This is a genomic window from Neoehrlichia mikurensis, assembly GCF_019186785.1.
Taxonomy (GTDB): domain Bacteria; phylum Pseudomonadota; class Alphaproteobacteria; order Rickettsiales; family Anaplasmataceae; genus Neoehrlichia; species Neoehrlichia mikurensis.
Window position 1 is genome coordinate 850,986 of sequence record NZ_CP066557.1, and the last position, 16,346, is coordinate 867,331.

The 16,346-nt window shown below is 26.8% G+C and carries 15 protein-coding genes and 2 tRNA genes; 7 read left to right on the top strand and 10 right to left on the bottom strand.

Annotation, left to right across the window (positions count from 1 at the left end; all coding sequences use genetic code 11):
* Positions 1–607: 607 nt before the first annotated feature.
* Complete coding sequence (locus tag HL033_RS03365; protein ID WP_246575223.1) at positions 608–3,193, bottom strand: UvrD-helicase domain-containing protein; 2,586 nt, start codon at positions 3,191–3,193, stop codon at positions 608–610.
* Positions 3,194–3,305: 112 nt separating this feature from the next.
* Between HL033_RS03365 and HL033_RS03370 the strand changes: the two genes are divergently transcribed.
* The 4 genes from HL033_RS03370 (at position 3,306) to zapE (ending at position 6,810) form a co-directional block, all read left to right on the top strand.
* Positions 3,306–3,734, top strand: a complete 429-nt coding sequence (locus HL033_RS03370) for a hypothetical protein (RefSeq protein ID WP_218193887.1) — start codon at positions 3,306–3,308, stop codon at positions 3,732–3,734.
* Positions 3,731–4,447, top strand: a complete 717-nt coding sequence (locus tag HL033_RS04535) for an ankyrin repeat domain-containing protein (RefSeq protein WP_255323770.1) — start codon at positions 3,731–3,733, stop codon at positions 4,445–4,447. The genes HL033_RS03370 and HL033_RS04535 overlap by 4 nt, the downstream gene beginning before the upstream one ends.
* 856 nt (positions 4,448–5,303) lie before the next feature.
* Complete coding sequence (locus tag HL033_RS03380) at positions 5,304–5,630, top strand: hypothetical protein (protein ID WP_218193888.1); 327 nt, start codon at positions 5,304–5,306, stop codon at positions 5,628–5,630.
* Positions 5,631–5,778: 148 nt separating this feature from the next.
* Complete coding sequence (gene zapE / locus HL033_RS03385; RefSeq protein WP_255323771.1) at positions 5,779–6,810, top strand: cell division protein ZapE; 1,032 nt, start codon at positions 5,779–5,781, stop codon at positions 6,808–6,810.
* Between the two features lie 434 nt (positions 6,811–7,244).
* Here zapE and hemH read toward each other — a convergent pair whose 3' ends face one another.
* From hemH to rlmB, 9 genes are all read right to left on the bottom strand, one after another.
* Positions 7,245–8,279: a ferrochelatase gene (hemH, locus tag HL033_RS03390; protein ID WP_218193890.1), complete on the bottom strand. Its 1,035-nt coding sequence runs from the start codon at positions 8,277–8,279 to the stop codon at positions 7,245–7,247.
* Between the two features lie 9 nt (positions 8,280–8,288).
* Positions 8,289–9,170: a hypothetical protein gene (locus HL033_RS03395; protein ID WP_218193891.1), complete on the bottom strand. Its 882-nt coding sequence runs from the start codon at positions 9,168–9,170 to the stop codon at positions 8,289–8,291.
* Between the two features lie 509 nt (positions 9,171–9,679).
* Positions 9,680–10,081: a cell division protein ZapA gene (locus HL033_RS03400; RefSeq protein WP_218193892.1), complete on the bottom strand. Its 402-nt coding sequence runs from the start codon at positions 10,079–10,081 to the stop codon at positions 9,680–9,682.
* On the bottom strand, positions 10,078–10,368 hold the full coding sequence (locus HL033_RS03405; RefSeq protein ID WP_218193893.1) for a DUF4164 domain-containing protein: 291 nt from the start codon (positions 10,366–10,368) through the stop codon (positions 10,078–10,080). Before HL033_RS03405 ends, HL033_RS03400 begins: the two co-directional genes overlap by 4 nt.
* Positions 10,369–10,438: 70 nt before the next feature.
* Positions 10,439–10,708, bottom strand: a complete 270-nt coding sequence (locus HL033_RS03410) for an HU family DNA-binding protein (protein ID WP_218193894.1) — start codon at positions 10,706–10,708, stop codon at positions 10,439–10,441.
* 2 nt (positions 10,709–10,710) lie between these two features.
* Positions 10,711–11,607 (bottom strand): signal peptide peptidase SppA, encoded by an 897-nt coding sequence (gene sppA, locus HL033_RS03415; protein ID WP_218193895.1) that lies wholly within the window; start codon positions 11,605–11,607, stop codon positions 10,711–10,713.
* Positions 11,608–11,617: 10 nt separating this feature from the next.
* Complete coding sequence (locus HL033_RS03420) at positions 11,618–13,315, bottom strand: 30S ribosomal protein S1 (protein WP_218193896.1); 1,698 nt, start codon at positions 13,313–13,315, stop codon at positions 11,618–11,620.
* A gap of 71 nt (positions 13,316–13,386) precedes the next feature.
* Positions 13,387–14,037 carry a (d)CMP kinase gene (gene cmk, locus HL033_RS03425; protein ID WP_218193897.1) on the bottom strand — a complete coding sequence of 217 codons (651 nt, stop codon included), beginning with the start codon at positions 14,035–14,037 and terminating at the stop codon, positions 13,387–13,389.
* Entirely contained in the window at positions 14,024–14,791 is a 768-nt protein-coding gene (gene rlmB / locus HL033_RS03430; RefSeq protein ID WP_218193898.1) for a 23S rRNA (guanosine(2251)-2'-O)-methyltransferase RlmB, read from the bottom strand. The genes cmk and rlmB overlap by 14 nt, the downstream gene beginning before the upstream one ends.
* A gap of 154 nt (positions 14,792–14,945) precedes the next feature.
* On the opposite strand from rlmB, the gene HL033_RS03435 reads away from it, so the two are divergent.
* The 3 genes from HL033_RS03435 (at position 14,946) to tuf (ending at position 16,341) form a co-directional block, all read left to right on the top strand.
* Positions 14,946–15,028 (top strand) — tRNA-Tyr (locus HL033_RS03435).
* An 8-nt stretch (positions 15,029–15,036) separates the two neighbouring features.
* A tRNA-Gly gene (locus tag HL033_RS03440) sits at positions 15,037–15,107 on the top strand.
* A gap of 49 nt (positions 15,108–15,156) precedes the next feature.
* Positions 15,157–16,341, top strand: coding sequence for an elongation factor Tu (tuf, locus tag HL033_RS03445; RefSeq protein WP_218193899.1), 1,185 nt, complete (start codon positions 15,157–15,159; stop codon positions 16,339–16,341).
* Positions 16,342–16,346 lie beyond the last annotated feature (5 nt).

Here is a 16,346-nt window from a genome sequence, read left to right on the forward strand (position 1 = left end):
GCATATATTATAAAATACTATCTTATAGTTCCTTACTATTAGTGTAGTGGATTTTAAAAGGTATGGAATTATATTGTATTTTTAGGCACACTTATGTAATAAAAATGATGTTCTAGGTTTAAATACGCACAATAATTTTAATTATTATAAAAAAATGCTTTAGGGTTAATAGAAGTAAAAAATTTCAACAATAGCTATATAGATTATATATTTTTACTGTCATGTTTTTACTTTAATTGATATAGTATATATTGTATATAGTGGTGTCATCAATGTGTGTTTAATGTCTAAATATGATTAATTTTTTTTGCATTATTAGCGTAGTTGTGAGTTAAGTGAAATAATGTATTATAATCATATTATAAGGTTATATGATTAATTTAATCAGGAAGTATTTGATAAGTTTCACTTATGTGTTTTTTTATTAAGGTATATGTATTTTTACAATTTTTGAGTACATTTAAATATTAAAAAATAAATAGAAATTACTTTGCAATGTTGTAAAACTTATTGTTAAAAATGTATAGTTTATATTTGTTGAATTTATTATATGAGTATTAATTGTTGATTCAAAGGATATGTATTAATATTATCTATTACTGTAGGATTATGTGTTAAATTGTTGTTCTATACATAAAGCTTCAACTTTATTTGTGAACATTGGGAATAATTCTATAAATTTTTTTGTATATACATTGCTAACACTAGAGATAATATTATACCACGATTTATTTTGTGGGTAATTTGTTCCAGTAATATATAATTCATCTTCTGCTCTCGTTAGTGCTACATAAAGTAATCTTATATATTCATTATATTCTTCCAAGTCTTTTTTATGTTTTAGTATTGAAAGTTGATAATTAAAATTATCACAACACCAGAAAGGTGTATTTTGTTCATCAAATATTATCTGAGAATCGCTTTTTGGGATGCTTGTTGTATCTGTTAGAAATACTATAGGAGATTGTATGCCTTTTGCATTATGTACAGTCATAATTCTTACAGCGTTGTTTACAGTACTTAAATCTCTTTTTATTTCTGGATTTGTATGTTTAATCCAATGTATGAATGATTCAAGAGAACTTATATTGTCAGTTTCAAATTTTACTAGTAAATTTACAAATTCGTCTATTACTTCTATACTTGATTGACCAATGTATTTAATGAATTGCTGTTTATGTTTTGATAAGATGTAATGATATAAGTTTAAAGGGCTATGATGTCTTGAAATATTTATTAACTGCTTTAGGTAATTTGATATTTCAGGAAAATTTAATTGTAACATATTCCATAAATATTTATGTTGTCTTGAATAGCTAAGTTTGAATAACTGCTCCTCTGTAAATTCAAATATTGGTGATTTAAGTAAATTTGCTAGAGAAATATCATTTTTTTGTAGTAGTAAAAATTCTCCAAGATTTACCAAATCTTTAATTACTATATGATCCATAATGTTAAACTTATCTCTTCCTGAAACTGGAATATTGAATTTTCCTAGCTCTTCAATCATGTAATCAATAAAGGTATTTCTGTGACGTAATAAAATTAAAATGTCTCCTGCTGTTATAGGACGGTGTTTTGATATTAAAGTTCTTTTTGTTGATATCCATGAGTAAATTTTATGAGCAATAGTTGATGCAAGCTGCTGATTATGATTATTAGATTTAATATGTAACTGATTCCATGCACTAATTTTTCGAGTTTGTGTACTTGTTATTGGTAAAGGCCATAGTTCAACATATCCATAGTCTTTTTTTCTATGAGCTATATGTTCTATTTTACACTTTTCAAAAGATACTTGTTCTTGAAAGTTGTTAAAGATTTTGTCTACTAGTGTTAGTATAGGTTGAGATGAACGAAATGATACATTTAACTTTATGATGATAGGGTTAGAACTTTTATTTGCGAAATATTGGCACATTGGGTAAAAATAATCAGGTCTTGCATTCTGAAAGCTATATATAGATTGTTTGATATCGCCTACAACAAAGAGAGTACGTTTCTCATTTATTGTTCCAGTTCCGGAAAAAAACTCATTGCATAATTGTTTAATAATTTCCCATTGTTCTAAGCTGTTATCTTGTGCTTCATCAATGAGGATATGATTGATTTTATGATCAAGTTGGAAGAGTATCCAGTCTTTGTAATAAAAGTTTGTAACTAGGTGAAGTATTAAATGAATAACATCATTATAATCTATATATCTATTGCACTGTTTATCTTTTGTATATATGTCAATAAATTGTTCAGCAATCTTTATGAGATGATATGTACGATGTATTATTTGGTAATGATCAAGTTGTTCTATAAATTTAGTTATATTTTCTTGTTCCTTTATTATAATTTCTTCTGCTTGTGGAAATTTTTTTAAGGTGTTTTTTGTGATTATTGATGATAGAGGTTTGTTTTCAAGATTTGATAAATTAATAAATATTTTAGCATAGTTTTTGATTTTAATTAATTTATTATTTTGTGATAGATTATACCACTCAGAAAGTTGATAGCTAATTTTTTTATCTCTTATACTACCATTTTCTAAAATGCTGATTAATACACATAATTGTGTGGTGTGGTTAAATTTTGTGTTTAATGCAATATCATTATATTTTTCATATATGTAGTTCTTATTAAATTTTTTATTAATTATTTTATATACTAAATTGTATATTATATTTTCTGTTGATTCTATAGATATTGCTTCAAGGTGTTTTTTTATGTTTTGTTCAAGTAATAGTTTTTGAAAAATTTTTGGGTAAGATTCTGATATTTCTTTTATTGTATGGTTTTTTGAGATGCCTGTTTCATTTTGGAATATATGTATTAGACTGTGACAAAAGCTATGTATTGTTTGTATTGTAAGTGAATTGGGAATATGAAAAAATAATTTCTGAGCATTTTTATAATATTTTTTATCAAGATCATCATAACATATTTCTTTAAGTTGTAAGTTTAATTCTTTTTGTGACATTAATATCCATTTGCTAGCTATTTTGTATACTCTTTCTTTTATTTCATGAGCTGCAGCATTTGTAAAAGTCAGGCAAAGTATTTTTGTTTTTTCTGTAAGGAGTAATCTTAAAATTCTATGTGTTAATATTTTAGTTTTCCCTGTGCCAGCTGATGCACTAATCCATATGAATTCATTGTTAGGATTAGTTGCAGTTTTGACAATATTTTGCATAAGATGCTGCATAATTTTTAATTTTAAAATTAATAATAAATTATATTTTAATAGTAAAACTAAGATTACTAGTATATAAGTATTTTATTTAATGTTAAATATAGGTATAGGTAGGTTAATAGCTATGAAAAAGGTTTTTGTTACAGCAGCATTATTGGCAATACTTGGAACCGTTGACAGTATTGCCTATGAGTCACATAAAAGCGAAAAGGCTAGTTACGGTATATTTGATACTGATAAACCAATAACTGATAAGGATCATAATATCAAAGATGATAATGTCAAGAACAATAATGTCAAAGGTCGCGATATTAAAGATGATAATATCAAAGGTCATGATGTTGAAGATGATAAGATATTAAAGATGATAATATCAAAGGTCATGATGTTGAAGATGATAATATCAAAGGTCATGATATTAAAGATGATAATATCAAAGGTCATGATGTTGAAGATGATAATATCAAAGGTCATGATGTTGAAGATGATAATATCAAAGGTCATGATGTTGAAGATGATAATATCAAAGGTCATGATGTTGAAGATGATTTGAATGATTATGAGTTATTTGATAATAATCATCAGAAATTATATGATAATGATGGTAAATTAATAGATGATGAAAAAAATACAAAAGCTAAAAAACATACAAAAAATAAAAAAACAAAGAATAATAGTAAAGATGTAGATGATAAGGAACTAGAAAAGAAAAAAAATATTATTGGACATGAAGATGCTGACATAAAAGAGAAAGAGTCGAATAATGATATTTTTCAGGGTGAACAGGGAAAGCAAGTACAACTTAGTAGTAGCGCTAAATCTGCAAGTGAATGGAAAAACCTTAATAGCGGACAATCATTATTAGATCAATGGTTATTTTATAGAAATCCCATAGAGTTTATTGAAGTAAGAAATTATGATGAAGAAAATAGTCATTTGCCAAAAGTAACATCTTTAAATGATTATTATGAACAGATGTTTTATTGTGTAAGAGATAATGATGTTTCTGGTTTACGAGCTGTAATTTATAAACTTGAGAATTTAGGAATTAATGTAACTACTGTATTGGAAGATCTACGTACGCAAGAAGAAGGTGATAATTTGTTGTTATATGCTATTAGAGAAGGTAGTATAGATGCAGTAAGGTTTCTTTTATCCATAGGATCTAAACCTGATATTAATAATGATCATTCAGAAACACCATTAGGTATTGCTGTAAAAAACAAAAGAGCAGATATAGTTAATGCTATTGTTGAAATGCAATAAATGTAAAATTTTATTTATACATTTTATAGTTAATGTTGTCTTGTTTATTGTTCTTAAATTAAACAAGGCAACTTAGCATGAGAAAAGAATTTTATAATATTTACATCATATAAAACTTGTTAACATATAATAAATTTGTAGATTAATGAATTATTTTTATAAACTATAAGTAGTTATGTTATTGTTTTAGTAGTAATTATAAATATTAATAATATGTTATTTTTTATATATGCAATTTTCTTGTACATTATAAAAATGGTAGTTATTTTTAGAGTAAGTTTAATTGGAAAATATTATTTGTAGTTTTTACGTAAGGTATAATTGTATACCATTATATAGTGATGTGTAGAAAGTAAGTTTTAGTTCAGATAATTTTTATTTTAAATTATATACATCGAAGTATGTATATTTTAGTTTTTATATTAGTTAGTAAAGTACTTTCAGCTTAGATAATAAAGTTTATTAAGTTATTATTTTATAATTATTTACATTAAAAGTTAGTGTATTTTTTTTGGCATTAAATACAAAAAAACTTATGAAAAATGAGTTACTTTATTAAGTAATTTGGACAGTTGCAACTGTTTCTATACTATATTTAGTATAAAAAAATATTTTAAACAATATAAAATACTTGTTTTTAAATTGATAAGATGATTTTTTGATCAGGTTTATGATAAATACATCATATAATTATATTATAATAAGTATTAAATATTAAAGTAAAAATATTTTTATGATAAATAATACTTAAAATTTAAAAAATCATAAAATAAATTAAATATATTTGATATATACCTTGATTTTTTGTCTTCCATAAGTGTTGAATGCACTAATATTTTCACTAAAGAGGTTAAAAATGGATACTGATATATTAAATTCTTATGAATACTGTAATACATATAATATAGATTATTTTGATGATCTAGAAAGTAATGAGTTATTAGGAGAACAAAAAAGATATAATTCTTTATGGGAAGCAGTTATATTACAAGCTATGATTGATTTGACTTCTAATTATAAAAGAACAGAAAATAAATTAGAAAAAATTAAAGCTTTTAATTGGATTAATGATTTACATGATGATTTTATTACAGTATGTTATTTTACAGGATATAGCCCTATTTATGTAAGAAATAAGGCACGTAAAATTATGTTTAAAGGGTTAAATAGTTGTAGTAAATAATATAGACATGTTCTTAATGTTGCTTAATGGTTGTGTTAATAATATATAATAAAAACTTTGGCATGTAATTAATCTTGAAGTGCTGTTTAATTAGTAAGTAGATAGTTAGTTTATGAGCCGTTCTTGTATTTTGTCTCATTATTATAATATGATCGATACATGTAAAATTACTTATGATAAAGAGCAAGTTAATTTACTAGAAAAATTAGTATCATATGATAATATATTGCCGATATATTTATACTTTTGGTCTCTTATAAGAGATTGTAAAAAAGCAGGATTATATATATATGGAAAGGTAGGTCGAGGGAAGTCCTTATTGATGGATTTATATTATCATCATTGCAGTATAAAACGTAAAAAGAGAATACATTTTAATAATTTTATGGGAGAAATTCATGATTTATTACATGAACTACGATATAAATCTATTAAGGATCCTATAACAAAAGTTGCTAAATTTATAGCAAAGGATATAGATTTATTATGTTTAGATGAAATACAAGTATACGATATATGTGACGCTATGATATTTAGTAAACTGTTTTCAGTATTATTTTCACACAATATTGTGATAATGATGACTTCAAATTATGCTCCTAAACAGCTTTATGAAGATGGTATTCAATATGAATCTTTTATGCCTGCAGTATCTTTAATAATGAAGTATATGGAAGTAATACATTTATGTGGAGCACAAGATTATCGATTATCAAAAGGTGATGACAAAGAAGTATATTATATGGGGAAGGATTCTAATGATAAACTACAAGAAGTTTTTGTAGAATTTACTAAAGGCAAAGCATGTAATTCTATGATATTAGATGTTAATAATAAGAAAATTAATATTTATAAAGTATGCAACAATGCTGTATGGTTTGATTTTCAAGATTTATGCGGTAATAAAATGCCTTTATGGGTAGATGATTATCATATTATTGCTAAAAATTTTATGGTAATTTTTATTGCAAATGTACCAATTTTTGATTTGTATAATCAAAATGAGATGCGTAGGTTTACTATATTAATAGATGAGTTATATGAGAATAAAAATAAAATATTTTGTTCTTTTGCTGCAAATTTGAATAATTTATATTATTCAAATGTGGTTCCTGTAGATTTTCAGCGTACAATTTCAAGGTTGAATGAAATGAGATCACAGGCTTATTATAACTTGTAAATAAGTTTTTTTATTATTTAATTTAGGATTTATATAAAAATTTTATACTTTTAAATATTTTAACTTTGAATGCTTTTTGATTAGTATACATGTATTGCATAATTTGATTGTTTGTTTAGAATAGATTATTTGTAAATTTAGATGTTTCTGTAATATTAATTGATATTTATGTACTGTAATACTGCTATTATATTGCGTTATATTATAATGCTTTGTTAAAATTTATTTATTTTTCTATTGAGTTAGAGATATAATTTTTAATGTAATGTGTATTTTTAAGATAAGTAATAGATTTTATTAGAATATAATATTATTATATCAAGGATTTATTGTAGTACATTTATTAATGTAATAGTTTTTAATATAAATCATTAATGGCATTAATTTATTATGATATATAAATCTTATATCTGATAATTATTTTGAAAATATATTTAATGTTGAAAAAGTTTTTTTGTGTTATGCCAACACATTTTATTGTTATAAGAGCATTGAAGCGTTAAATTACAATGTAATTGGCTTTTAATGCATAAATCTTTGAGACATTTGATAAAAAGTTTGTTAATTCCTAGTGTTGGAACACGAAAGTATAATTTTTTTGACAATAATGACTTATAATATATATCAAGTTCGAAAAGAGTTTCAGAATTTTCTGATACGAAGGAAATAGGCACAATTATTACAGGCACATTATCTTGCTGTGCTCTTAAAATTTCTGATTTAGTGCAGGGTTCTAGCCATTTTACATAACCTATTTTGCTCTGATAACATATAACCCAATCAAGTGTTTTAATATTTAAAGCTTTTACAATCATAGAAGCACTGTAATGTATTTGTTTGTGATAAGGATCACCTTTGTTCACTATACTTATTGGTAAGCTGTGTGCAGAAAATAATATTCTTGGAGTATTATGAATTTTTAAAGCTTTTGTATACTCTGTATATATTATTTGACAGTAAGCTTTAATATAATAGCTGTTGTTATAATAACAGCATATTATACTAGTTGGAAATTTGTATTTTTTAGCATGATAATGCCAATCTTTAATTGAGGATAAAGTTGTGGTGCTTGAGTAATGAGGATATAAAGGTAAAAGAATAACTTTATTTGGTAAAAAATTGGCCACAGATTGTATAATTGTTTTTGCACATGGATTAGTATAACGCATACATATAAATACTTTATATATGCTGTTTTCTTGATTAAAATTTAAGTACTTCTCTAATGCTGCAGCTTGCAAATTTGTTTCTTCAAGTAATGGTGACTTTTCATTGGCTAGCCTTCTATATATCTTTATTGTAGATTTTTCTCTATAACTTGCTATTAATTTTGCTATAAGAAACCTAAAAGGATTTATTATATTAATGATATTCTTATCATAAAATAAGCTAAATAAAAATGACCTTACATCAGATAATTTTTCAGGAGCACCTAAATTAAATAATACTACAGCTACTTTTTTTTTCACAAACAACTTTTAGTTTATAATATTTTTTTCTGAATTACAGAAGCATGATTTTTTTATTTCTGCATCGACATTTACTATATGAGATGGACTTTTTTTATTTTTTAATATTATAATCTCCGAAGCACCTAAAGTCAATACTAGTGCTATATCTTTTAAAAATGCTAAAAAAAAACTTTTTGATAATACAAGATTCTCCTTTGATGCGCAAAACCTATTCCCTTCTTTCGAAAACTTGCTGTATTCTATCATATCCAGTATAAAACTAAATGGAATTTCTATAATGTTTAAGATAGCAAGACTCAACATCATAGGAAGTAAAAGAATTTTTATTGGCAGCATTAACAGAGTAAAAAGATAAAGCTTTAAGTATGGATATGATTTTAAACTAGAAATAATATCTAAATTCTGGTCTGTGGTTGATTCTACATTTGTTGATTCTATATCCTTATTATAGTCATCTGACTTTTTTTCTGGTGAAAATTTTATAAAAATACTATCATCATAAATAGGATGTACTATAGGATTACAACAATCTGACACTATGCCTAACCTTCGTAAGATAAAACATGTAGCTATCATTATAGCAATGCATATCCCTATACATAAAGAATAAGATAGCAGCGGTGCTAAATTAATATGTAAATAAGAATGTATAACATGATGAGATAAAAACACTATTGGCATTATAATTAATAATTCGCACAAAGGAATAATACTTTTTTTTGTTTGTACAATAGCATAACTACGTTCATCGGTATATTTTTTAGAATCTTGTATATTAAAAAGCTTTATAAACATGGAATACTGTATTGCTGTTAAAGATGCCATACTAAAAACACATGCTCCTTTAAAGCTACATAAAATTGAATTTTTAAACTGATTAGCTAACATAGGATTTATCTTTAACGTAATAAAATTAATGATTATATATAAATAGCATATAAACCCTTAAGATAATTTTTTATTGTCATTATGTCAATATATTTTTGGTATCTAGAAAACTTGAGGAAAATTTTAAACTGAATAGCTGATATAGATTTTATCTATAACACAGTAAAAATTAATTATTATATTTAATAATCTATAAATAATTTTTTACTGTAATTTGCTAGTATTTTTTAAAATCTGTATGCTATAAAAAGTTTAAAGAACGTGGATAATATATTATGGAGCTGTGATGTTAAATACAAATTTCTTAAACCTGTGTTCTAAATGGAAAAAAATTAAGTAGCTAAACATATGAACATAATTGTTGTAATAATTTTACTAAATGTTTTATCTGTATAATTTACATTAGTGGTTACTGCAGTATATCAGTTCTTATTTTGTGTTATTTTTAGTGTAAAATGTAGAATTTATATGAGTTTTTTATGATTTTCTATTGTTTAAAGATATTCCTATCAAATGTCGTTATTTACTGATGGTGAAGTGATACTTTTGATGTATAAAATTAATTTTTCTATTCTTAATAAGCTATATGATACATATTCTTCTATAGCATGCTGTTTTTGCAAGGATTGTTCGTATTGCATTTTATATTTTGATAGTTCTTCCTTGATATTTTTTAATTCATGAGATAATTCTTCTATTTGGTCTTCTAGGGTTAACCCAGCTAATAAAAAAATTAAAGTATCAGGTGTTTTGTTTTTGACAGAATTTGATATAGTATTTACTAAAGAATTGAATTTATTAGCTAATTCTATAAGGCGCGGTTTTTCCTCTATATGACATGCAACCTTATATATATTATTGTGGATTATTATTTCAACAATTTTTTGTTTGTTATGGTTTTTTTCAGTCACTTAGTCTCCTTTTTAATAATTGACTGAATAGTCTCTATTGATAAATTTAATTTACTTATTACTTCGCTACATATTTCTTTCCAATTATCACATTCTTGTTGTTTTGTTAAAAGCTGTTGTGCTAACGTATTTTTTTCATTAAGTAAAATTTTTATAGTTTCTTCATATTGTATAATTTTGATAGGTTTATAATTAATGTTTTGTGCTAGATAATCTTCAAGTTTATTGAAAGCTTTTTCTAATTTTTCTAGATATTGTAAGTTATCAAAGTTTTCCATTGTATTCATGTCAAATCCTTTAATAATTTTCTAATTAAGTTAGATATGCTACATTATAAATAATCAACATTCTATATAATTATTGTTGATTTATTAATTGTATAAGTTTATTGCTAGGTCTAAAATAAATTTTCTTATACTTGTCCTTAATAAGTCTAGAATTACTTGATTTTATTATATAGCTCTTAGTAGAAAATGATCCAAAACCTCTTAATTCAACTCTTTGATTATTTTTTATGTTGTTGATTATTAATGAAAAAAATATATCAAATATGTGAAGTACTATATCTTCTCCTAGGGATGGATTTTTTTTAGAAATACGTTGAATTAGATGTGATTTTAATGACATAATTAATAATAAACTGCTAAATTTTGAAAAAACTGTAACAATAATGTATGTATGTACTGTGTTATTAATGAAAAAAGTGATTTATTATTACCTATTCCATTTTTATAACTAAAGCTTTTTATCTTACTTATTTTGATATTGTGTTGTTTTTTTAGCCATTCAATTGCATCTTTTTCCCCTCCAAGCCGATCAACAAGACCTAATTTAATTGCTTGCGAACCAGTATACACACGTCCATCAGCTACTTTTAAAACATGTTCTTTTGTTAACTTTCTACGATGCACTATTAAATCAACAAAAAACTTATATGACTCATTGACAATATTTTGTATAGCCTTTTCACCATTAGGTGTTAACTCCTCAAAATAAGACATAGCTGCTTTTAGCTCAGAAGTTTTTATAGACTTTAAGGAAATACCAAGTTTTTTTGCCATTGGTGCAATTCCAATATATTGTGCTATTACACCAATTGATCCTGTTAAGGTATTGCTATGTGCTATTATATAATCTGCTGCAATTGCTGCCATATATCCTCCTGATGCAGCAAGATTGTTAAGTACAGCAACAACTGGCTTTTTTTGTGCAATATCCCGTATTTGCTGATATAGAATTTCACTGTCAACAACTGATCCTCCTGGACTATCAATTATTAGAATAAGAGCCTTTGCATTATCATTTTTAGCTAGTTGCTTTAATAATCGATATCTATTGTCATTTTGACTGATTTCTTCATTGATAGTAACTTGTGCAATATACTGCATTCCGATCGTATTTGTAATGCCTGAAAAATCAACATAATTCACTAATAATATAGATAAACAAATTACAATAAACGATACGGTGCGCCATAACTTTATACGTGAATTTAAAATTTCTATTTTTACTAATTGATCTGACACTTAGATTTACCTAATTATTTTCTTTTAATGATAATATCATATTATAAGTTTCAATCAGCAAAACTTCAGCCTCGACTTTATCACCGGGAAAGAATTTTTTACCTTCTGGTAAATATTCTTGCTCAATTAGTACATTAAAACTGCTTGAATTGTTGTTATTATTAAATACATCTACTAATAAGCCCATATCCTCTACAACTTTAGAAACAGTAACAGGAATCTTATCACCTAAATTAATTTTTCTTAATAATTCAACAAATGGGTCATATTCAATTTGTTTTATGCCAAGATCAATTTTATTTTTATGAACATTTACCATAAGAATTTTTGCTTCTACCACACTGCCAACAGTGTACTTTTTTAGAGCTGTTTCAGGCGAGCCTGACCAACTTAATTCTGTGGAACGAATTAATCCTTCAATCCCTGAATTAAGAGTATCATCAACAAAAGAAACAAATATGCCAAGATTGCTGATATTTTTTATTTTTGTTTTAACAATTGATCCCAAAGGATTTTGTAATATAAAAGATTCCCATGGGTTTTTTTTGCATCTTTTAATGCTAAGACTCATCCTATTTTTATTGATATCAATACTAAGAACTTTTACCTCAACTTCTCCCCCTCTCATAAATAATTGATTAATTGGAAGAGTATTTTTTGTCCAGCTAATTTCTGATACATGAACTAATCCTTCTATTCCCGTTTCCAGTTCAACAAATACGCCATAATCTTCAATGCTAGTGATAATACCTTTATGTATACTATCAACAGGATAACGTTGTTCTATATTTGCCCATGGACTTTCTTCGAGTTGCTTTACTCCAAGTGATATTTTTTTACTTTCTCTATCAATTTTAATAATTTTTGCCTTAACAGTTTGACCACATGAAAATACTGCTGAAGGATGGCTAACTCTACTCCATGATATATCAGTAATATGTAATAAACCATCAACTACACCAACGGAAGGTGATTCGTGTATTTCAATAAATACACCATATTTAGTAATGCTTTTTACCTTACCTTCAATAATATCTCCCTCATTCAGTTGATTTAAGAACAAGTCTTTAGCATCTGCAAGTGATTCTTCCAATATAGCTTTTCTTGATACAACAATATTTCCTTGTTTTTTATCCATTTTTAAAATACGAAACTTCTGTTTTTTGCCTAACAGCGGGGTAATATCCTTTACTTGACGTAACCCAACATGGCTTGCTGGTAAAAAGGCTATAACACCACCTACATCAACAGTATAGCCACATTTTATTGAACTAAATATTACACCTTCAATATCGGACTTTTCCTGTGCTGCCACTTCAAGTTTTTGCCATAACTCGTCCCTGATTGCTTTTTCACGACTTAAAATTATACTGCCATTTCTTCCTTCAATTTTATCTAGATACAGCTTAATTTTTGACCCTACTGCAATATTTTGATAATCTTCACTAAGCTCAAATTCTTTTAATGAAACTATTCCTTCAGATTTTAATCCTGCATCTATAGTAACATAGTCCTTATCCAGACAGATAACAGTTCCTTCAATTATTTCTCCTTCTCTTGAACTATCATTTAATAATTCAGATAACACATCTGTAAAATTTTGATTATCTTGGCTATCTGATTGAAAATCATAATTTACAAACTTATTAGAGTATATTCTCTTAATGCCTGCTGAGCTATTTTGCAAAGTTGCTTTTGCTTGATCCATAATATCCTACACTTAAAACTTTAAAAACAATAAATAAAAAGCAGTAAAATGATATTACTGTTTATATAACTTTACAAGAAAGTTTTTATTTTTTTTATTACTTCTAAAAATACAAATTCCTTGCTCATATACGATGTATTAAAATATAATGAATTTTCTACGCATTTTAAAGGGGCTATACGCCTATAAGTATCCCTTATATCTCTTTGTAATAGGTGTGAAAGTATACTTTTATACATTTCCTTTGTTGTTGATCGTAATTCTTTAAATCTTCTTTGTGCTCTTATTGAAACATATGCGGTAATAAAAATTTTTATATTTGCATTTGGGTAAATTACCGAAGATGTATCCCTTCCATCTAATACTGCACCATTTGATGATGAATTGATAAATTCGTGCTGTATAGGTAATAAAGCAGACCTAATATTTTCATTTGTTGCTAGTATAGAAGCTATTTTACCTATGTATTCATTATTATAGTATGATGCATTATTTTGATCTTCTAGTAATGCAAATATTTTTTGCTTCATTAAGGAGTCTATAAGTAAATTTGGTGTTATTTGTAGATTATTTTTAATAAATTCTGTGGCTATAATTCTATACAATTTCCCTGTGTCAAGGTATCTAAGATTGAAAAATTTGGCTATTTTTCGCGCTAAACTTCCTTTACCTGCGGAAGAAGGACCGTCGATAGTAATAATAAGATTATTATTTATGGACATTGTTATTTTGTAAATTTTGACTATAAGTATAATATAAGGCTATTGCTGCAGCATTTGAAACATTTAAGCTATTAATTTTTTGTGATATTGGAATTTTTAATAAAAAATCACAATTTTCTTTTACAAGTTTCCTTATGCCTTTCTCTTCTGATCCTAAAACAATTATTTTTTTACTATAGAAATTTACTTCATGTAATAATTGTTTTGCTTGAATATCGAATCCATAACACCAATATCCTGATTTTTGCAAAGTTTTTATAGTTTGTACTATGTTTGTCACTTGAATAATTGGTATTAAATCTACAGCACCACTTGACGTTTTTGCAATAACACAATTATCTGATGGAGAATTATAATATGACATAATTACTGCGTCCACATTAAAACAAGCAGATGATCTAATAATAGATCCTACATTGTAGACATCTGTTATTTGATCTAATATTAATATTGTTGAATTTTTGTTATTATGTGAAATTATGTGATGTATATCGGTATTATTCTGTAATATGGGATTAACCTTTAAAGCTATACCTTGATGATTAATATTACGACCCAATATGCTATTGAGCAGGTTGTTATCTGCAATTTTAAATTTTATATTTCTTTTATTTGCACATTGGATGATTTCAAGATTTTTTTTAAAAAAATTTTCTGTAATAATAAGCTCATAGCAAATTCTATCAAGATTTTTTATTGCTATAGTACAAGTGTGTTTTCCGTATATCCATATTGGTTTAGTGCGATAATTCATTTTTTTGATATAAATATAATTTTTTTTGTTAACTTAAGTATTGACATATTGTAGTGTTTAATTTAGTTAAATCAATTCTAAATGAATTTTTTAGTGTTGTTTTATTTAATTTTATGGTATTACAAATAAATATTTGTTAAGATATCCTTTTAAAGGAGGAGTGGCCGAGTGGTCAAAGGCAGCAGACTGTAAATCTGCCCACTTACGTGTACGTAGGTTCAAATCCTACCTCCTCCACGGATGATGCGGGTATAGCTTAGTGGTAAAGTCATAGCCTTCCAAGCTAAAGATGTGGGTTCGATTCCCACTATCCGCTCTTTGTTTTTTGTGTTTTATTTTTTGATGTTTGTTTAGGGATTTATAAAATGACAGATACTAGGAAGCCGCATATTAATGTAGGTACGATAGGGCATGTTGATCATGGGAAGACGACATTGACAGCTGCACTAACAACAGTATTAGCAAAGAAATTAAGTGGAGCTAATAAGGTAGTCAAGTATGATGAGATAGATAAGGCTCCTGAGGAGAGGGCGAGGGGTATAACAATATCCACTGCGCATGTAGAATATGAGACAGAGGGTAGGCATTATGCGCATGTTGATTGTCCTGGGCATGCTGATTATATAAAGAACATGATAACAGGGGCTGCGCAGATGGATATAGCCATATTAGTAGTATCTGCAACTGATGGGGCGATGCCACAAACGAGGGAGCACATATTATTAGCGAAGCAAGTAGGAGTTAAGGACATAGTTGTGTGGGTAAACAAGTGTGATGTTGTTGCGGACAATGATATGTTAGAGTTAGTAGAGATGGAGATGAGGGAGCTATTAACAAATTATGGGTATCAAGGTGATAGTATTGACATAATAAGAGGATCAGCAATAAAGGCGTTAGAGGATGAAGGAGCTGATGGTGAATGGAGTGATAAGATAATGGAGTTAATGGCTGCATTAGAGAAAATAGATTTACCATTAAGGGAGAAGGAGAAGCCATTTTTAATGTCAATAGAGGATGTATTTTCAATACCTGGAAGGGGTACTGTGGTAACAGGTAGGATAGAGAGAGGAGTGATAAGGATAGGTGACAAAATAGAGATAGTAGGGTTAAGGGATTTGCAGAGCACGGTATGTACAGGTGTTGAGATGTTTCATAAGGCATTAGGTGTAGGGGAAGCTGGTGACAATGCTGGTATTTTATTAAGAGGGATCAAGAAAGAGGATGTAGAGAGGGGTCAGGTATTAAGTATGCCTGGGCAAATACGTTCATATAATGGATTTAAGGCTGAGGTATATATATTGAAGAAAGAGGAGGGTGGTAGGCATACACCATTTTTTTCAAATTATCAGCCGCAGTTTTATGTAAGGACTACAGATGTAACTGGTAGTATAAAATTACCTGAGGGGATAGAGATGGTTATGCCTGGTGATAATTTAAGTATAGAAGTAAGCTTAGATAAGGCAGTTGCAATAGAAAAAGGGCTAAGATTTGCAATACGTGAGGGCGGTAAAACTGTTGGGTCTGGTATTATTACTGAAATTTTGGAGTAAATGAG

Coding starts and splice junctions, on each gene's coding strand:
- cmk (WP_218193897.1), bottom strand. CDS start 14,037: ATGTCCATAAATAATAATCTTATTATTACTATCGACGGTCCTTCTTCC.
- HL033_RS03420 (WP_218193896.1), bottom strand. CDS start 13,315: ATGGATCAAGCAAAAGCAACTTTGCAAAATAGCTCAGCAGGCATTAAG.
- tuf (WP_218193899.1), top strand. CDS start 15,157: ATGACAGATACTAGGAAGCCGCATATTAATGTAGGTACGATAGGGCAT.
- HL033_RS03410 (WP_218193894.1), bottom strand. CDS start 10,708: ATGTCATTAAAATCACATCTAATTCAACGTATTTCTAAAAAAAATCCA.
- zapE (WP_255323771.1), top strand. CDS start 5,779: ATGATCGATACATGTAAAATTACTTATGATAAAGAGCAAGTTAATTTA.
- HL033_RS03365 (WP_246575223.1), bottom strand. CDS start 3,193: ATGCAGCATCTTATGCAAAATATTGTCAAAACTGCAACTAATCCTAAC.
- HL033_RS03370 (WP_218193887.1), top strand. CDS start 3,306: ATGAAAAAGGTTTTTGTTACAGCAGCATTATTGGCAATACTTGGAACC.
- HL033_RS03395 (WP_218193891.1), bottom strand. CDS start 9,170: ATGTTAGCTAATCAGTTTAAAAATTCAATTTTATGTAGCTTTAAAGGA.
- rlmB (WP_218193898.1), bottom strand. CDS start 14,791: ATGAATTATCGCACTAAACCAATATGGATATACGGAAAACACACTTGT.
- HL033_RS03405 (WP_218193893.1), bottom strand. CDS start 10,368: ATGAATACAATGGAAAACTTTGATAACTTACAATATCTAGAAAAATTA.
- HL033_RS03380 (WP_218193888.1), top strand. CDS start 5,304: ATGGATACTGATATATTAAATTCTTATGAATACTGTAATACATATAAT.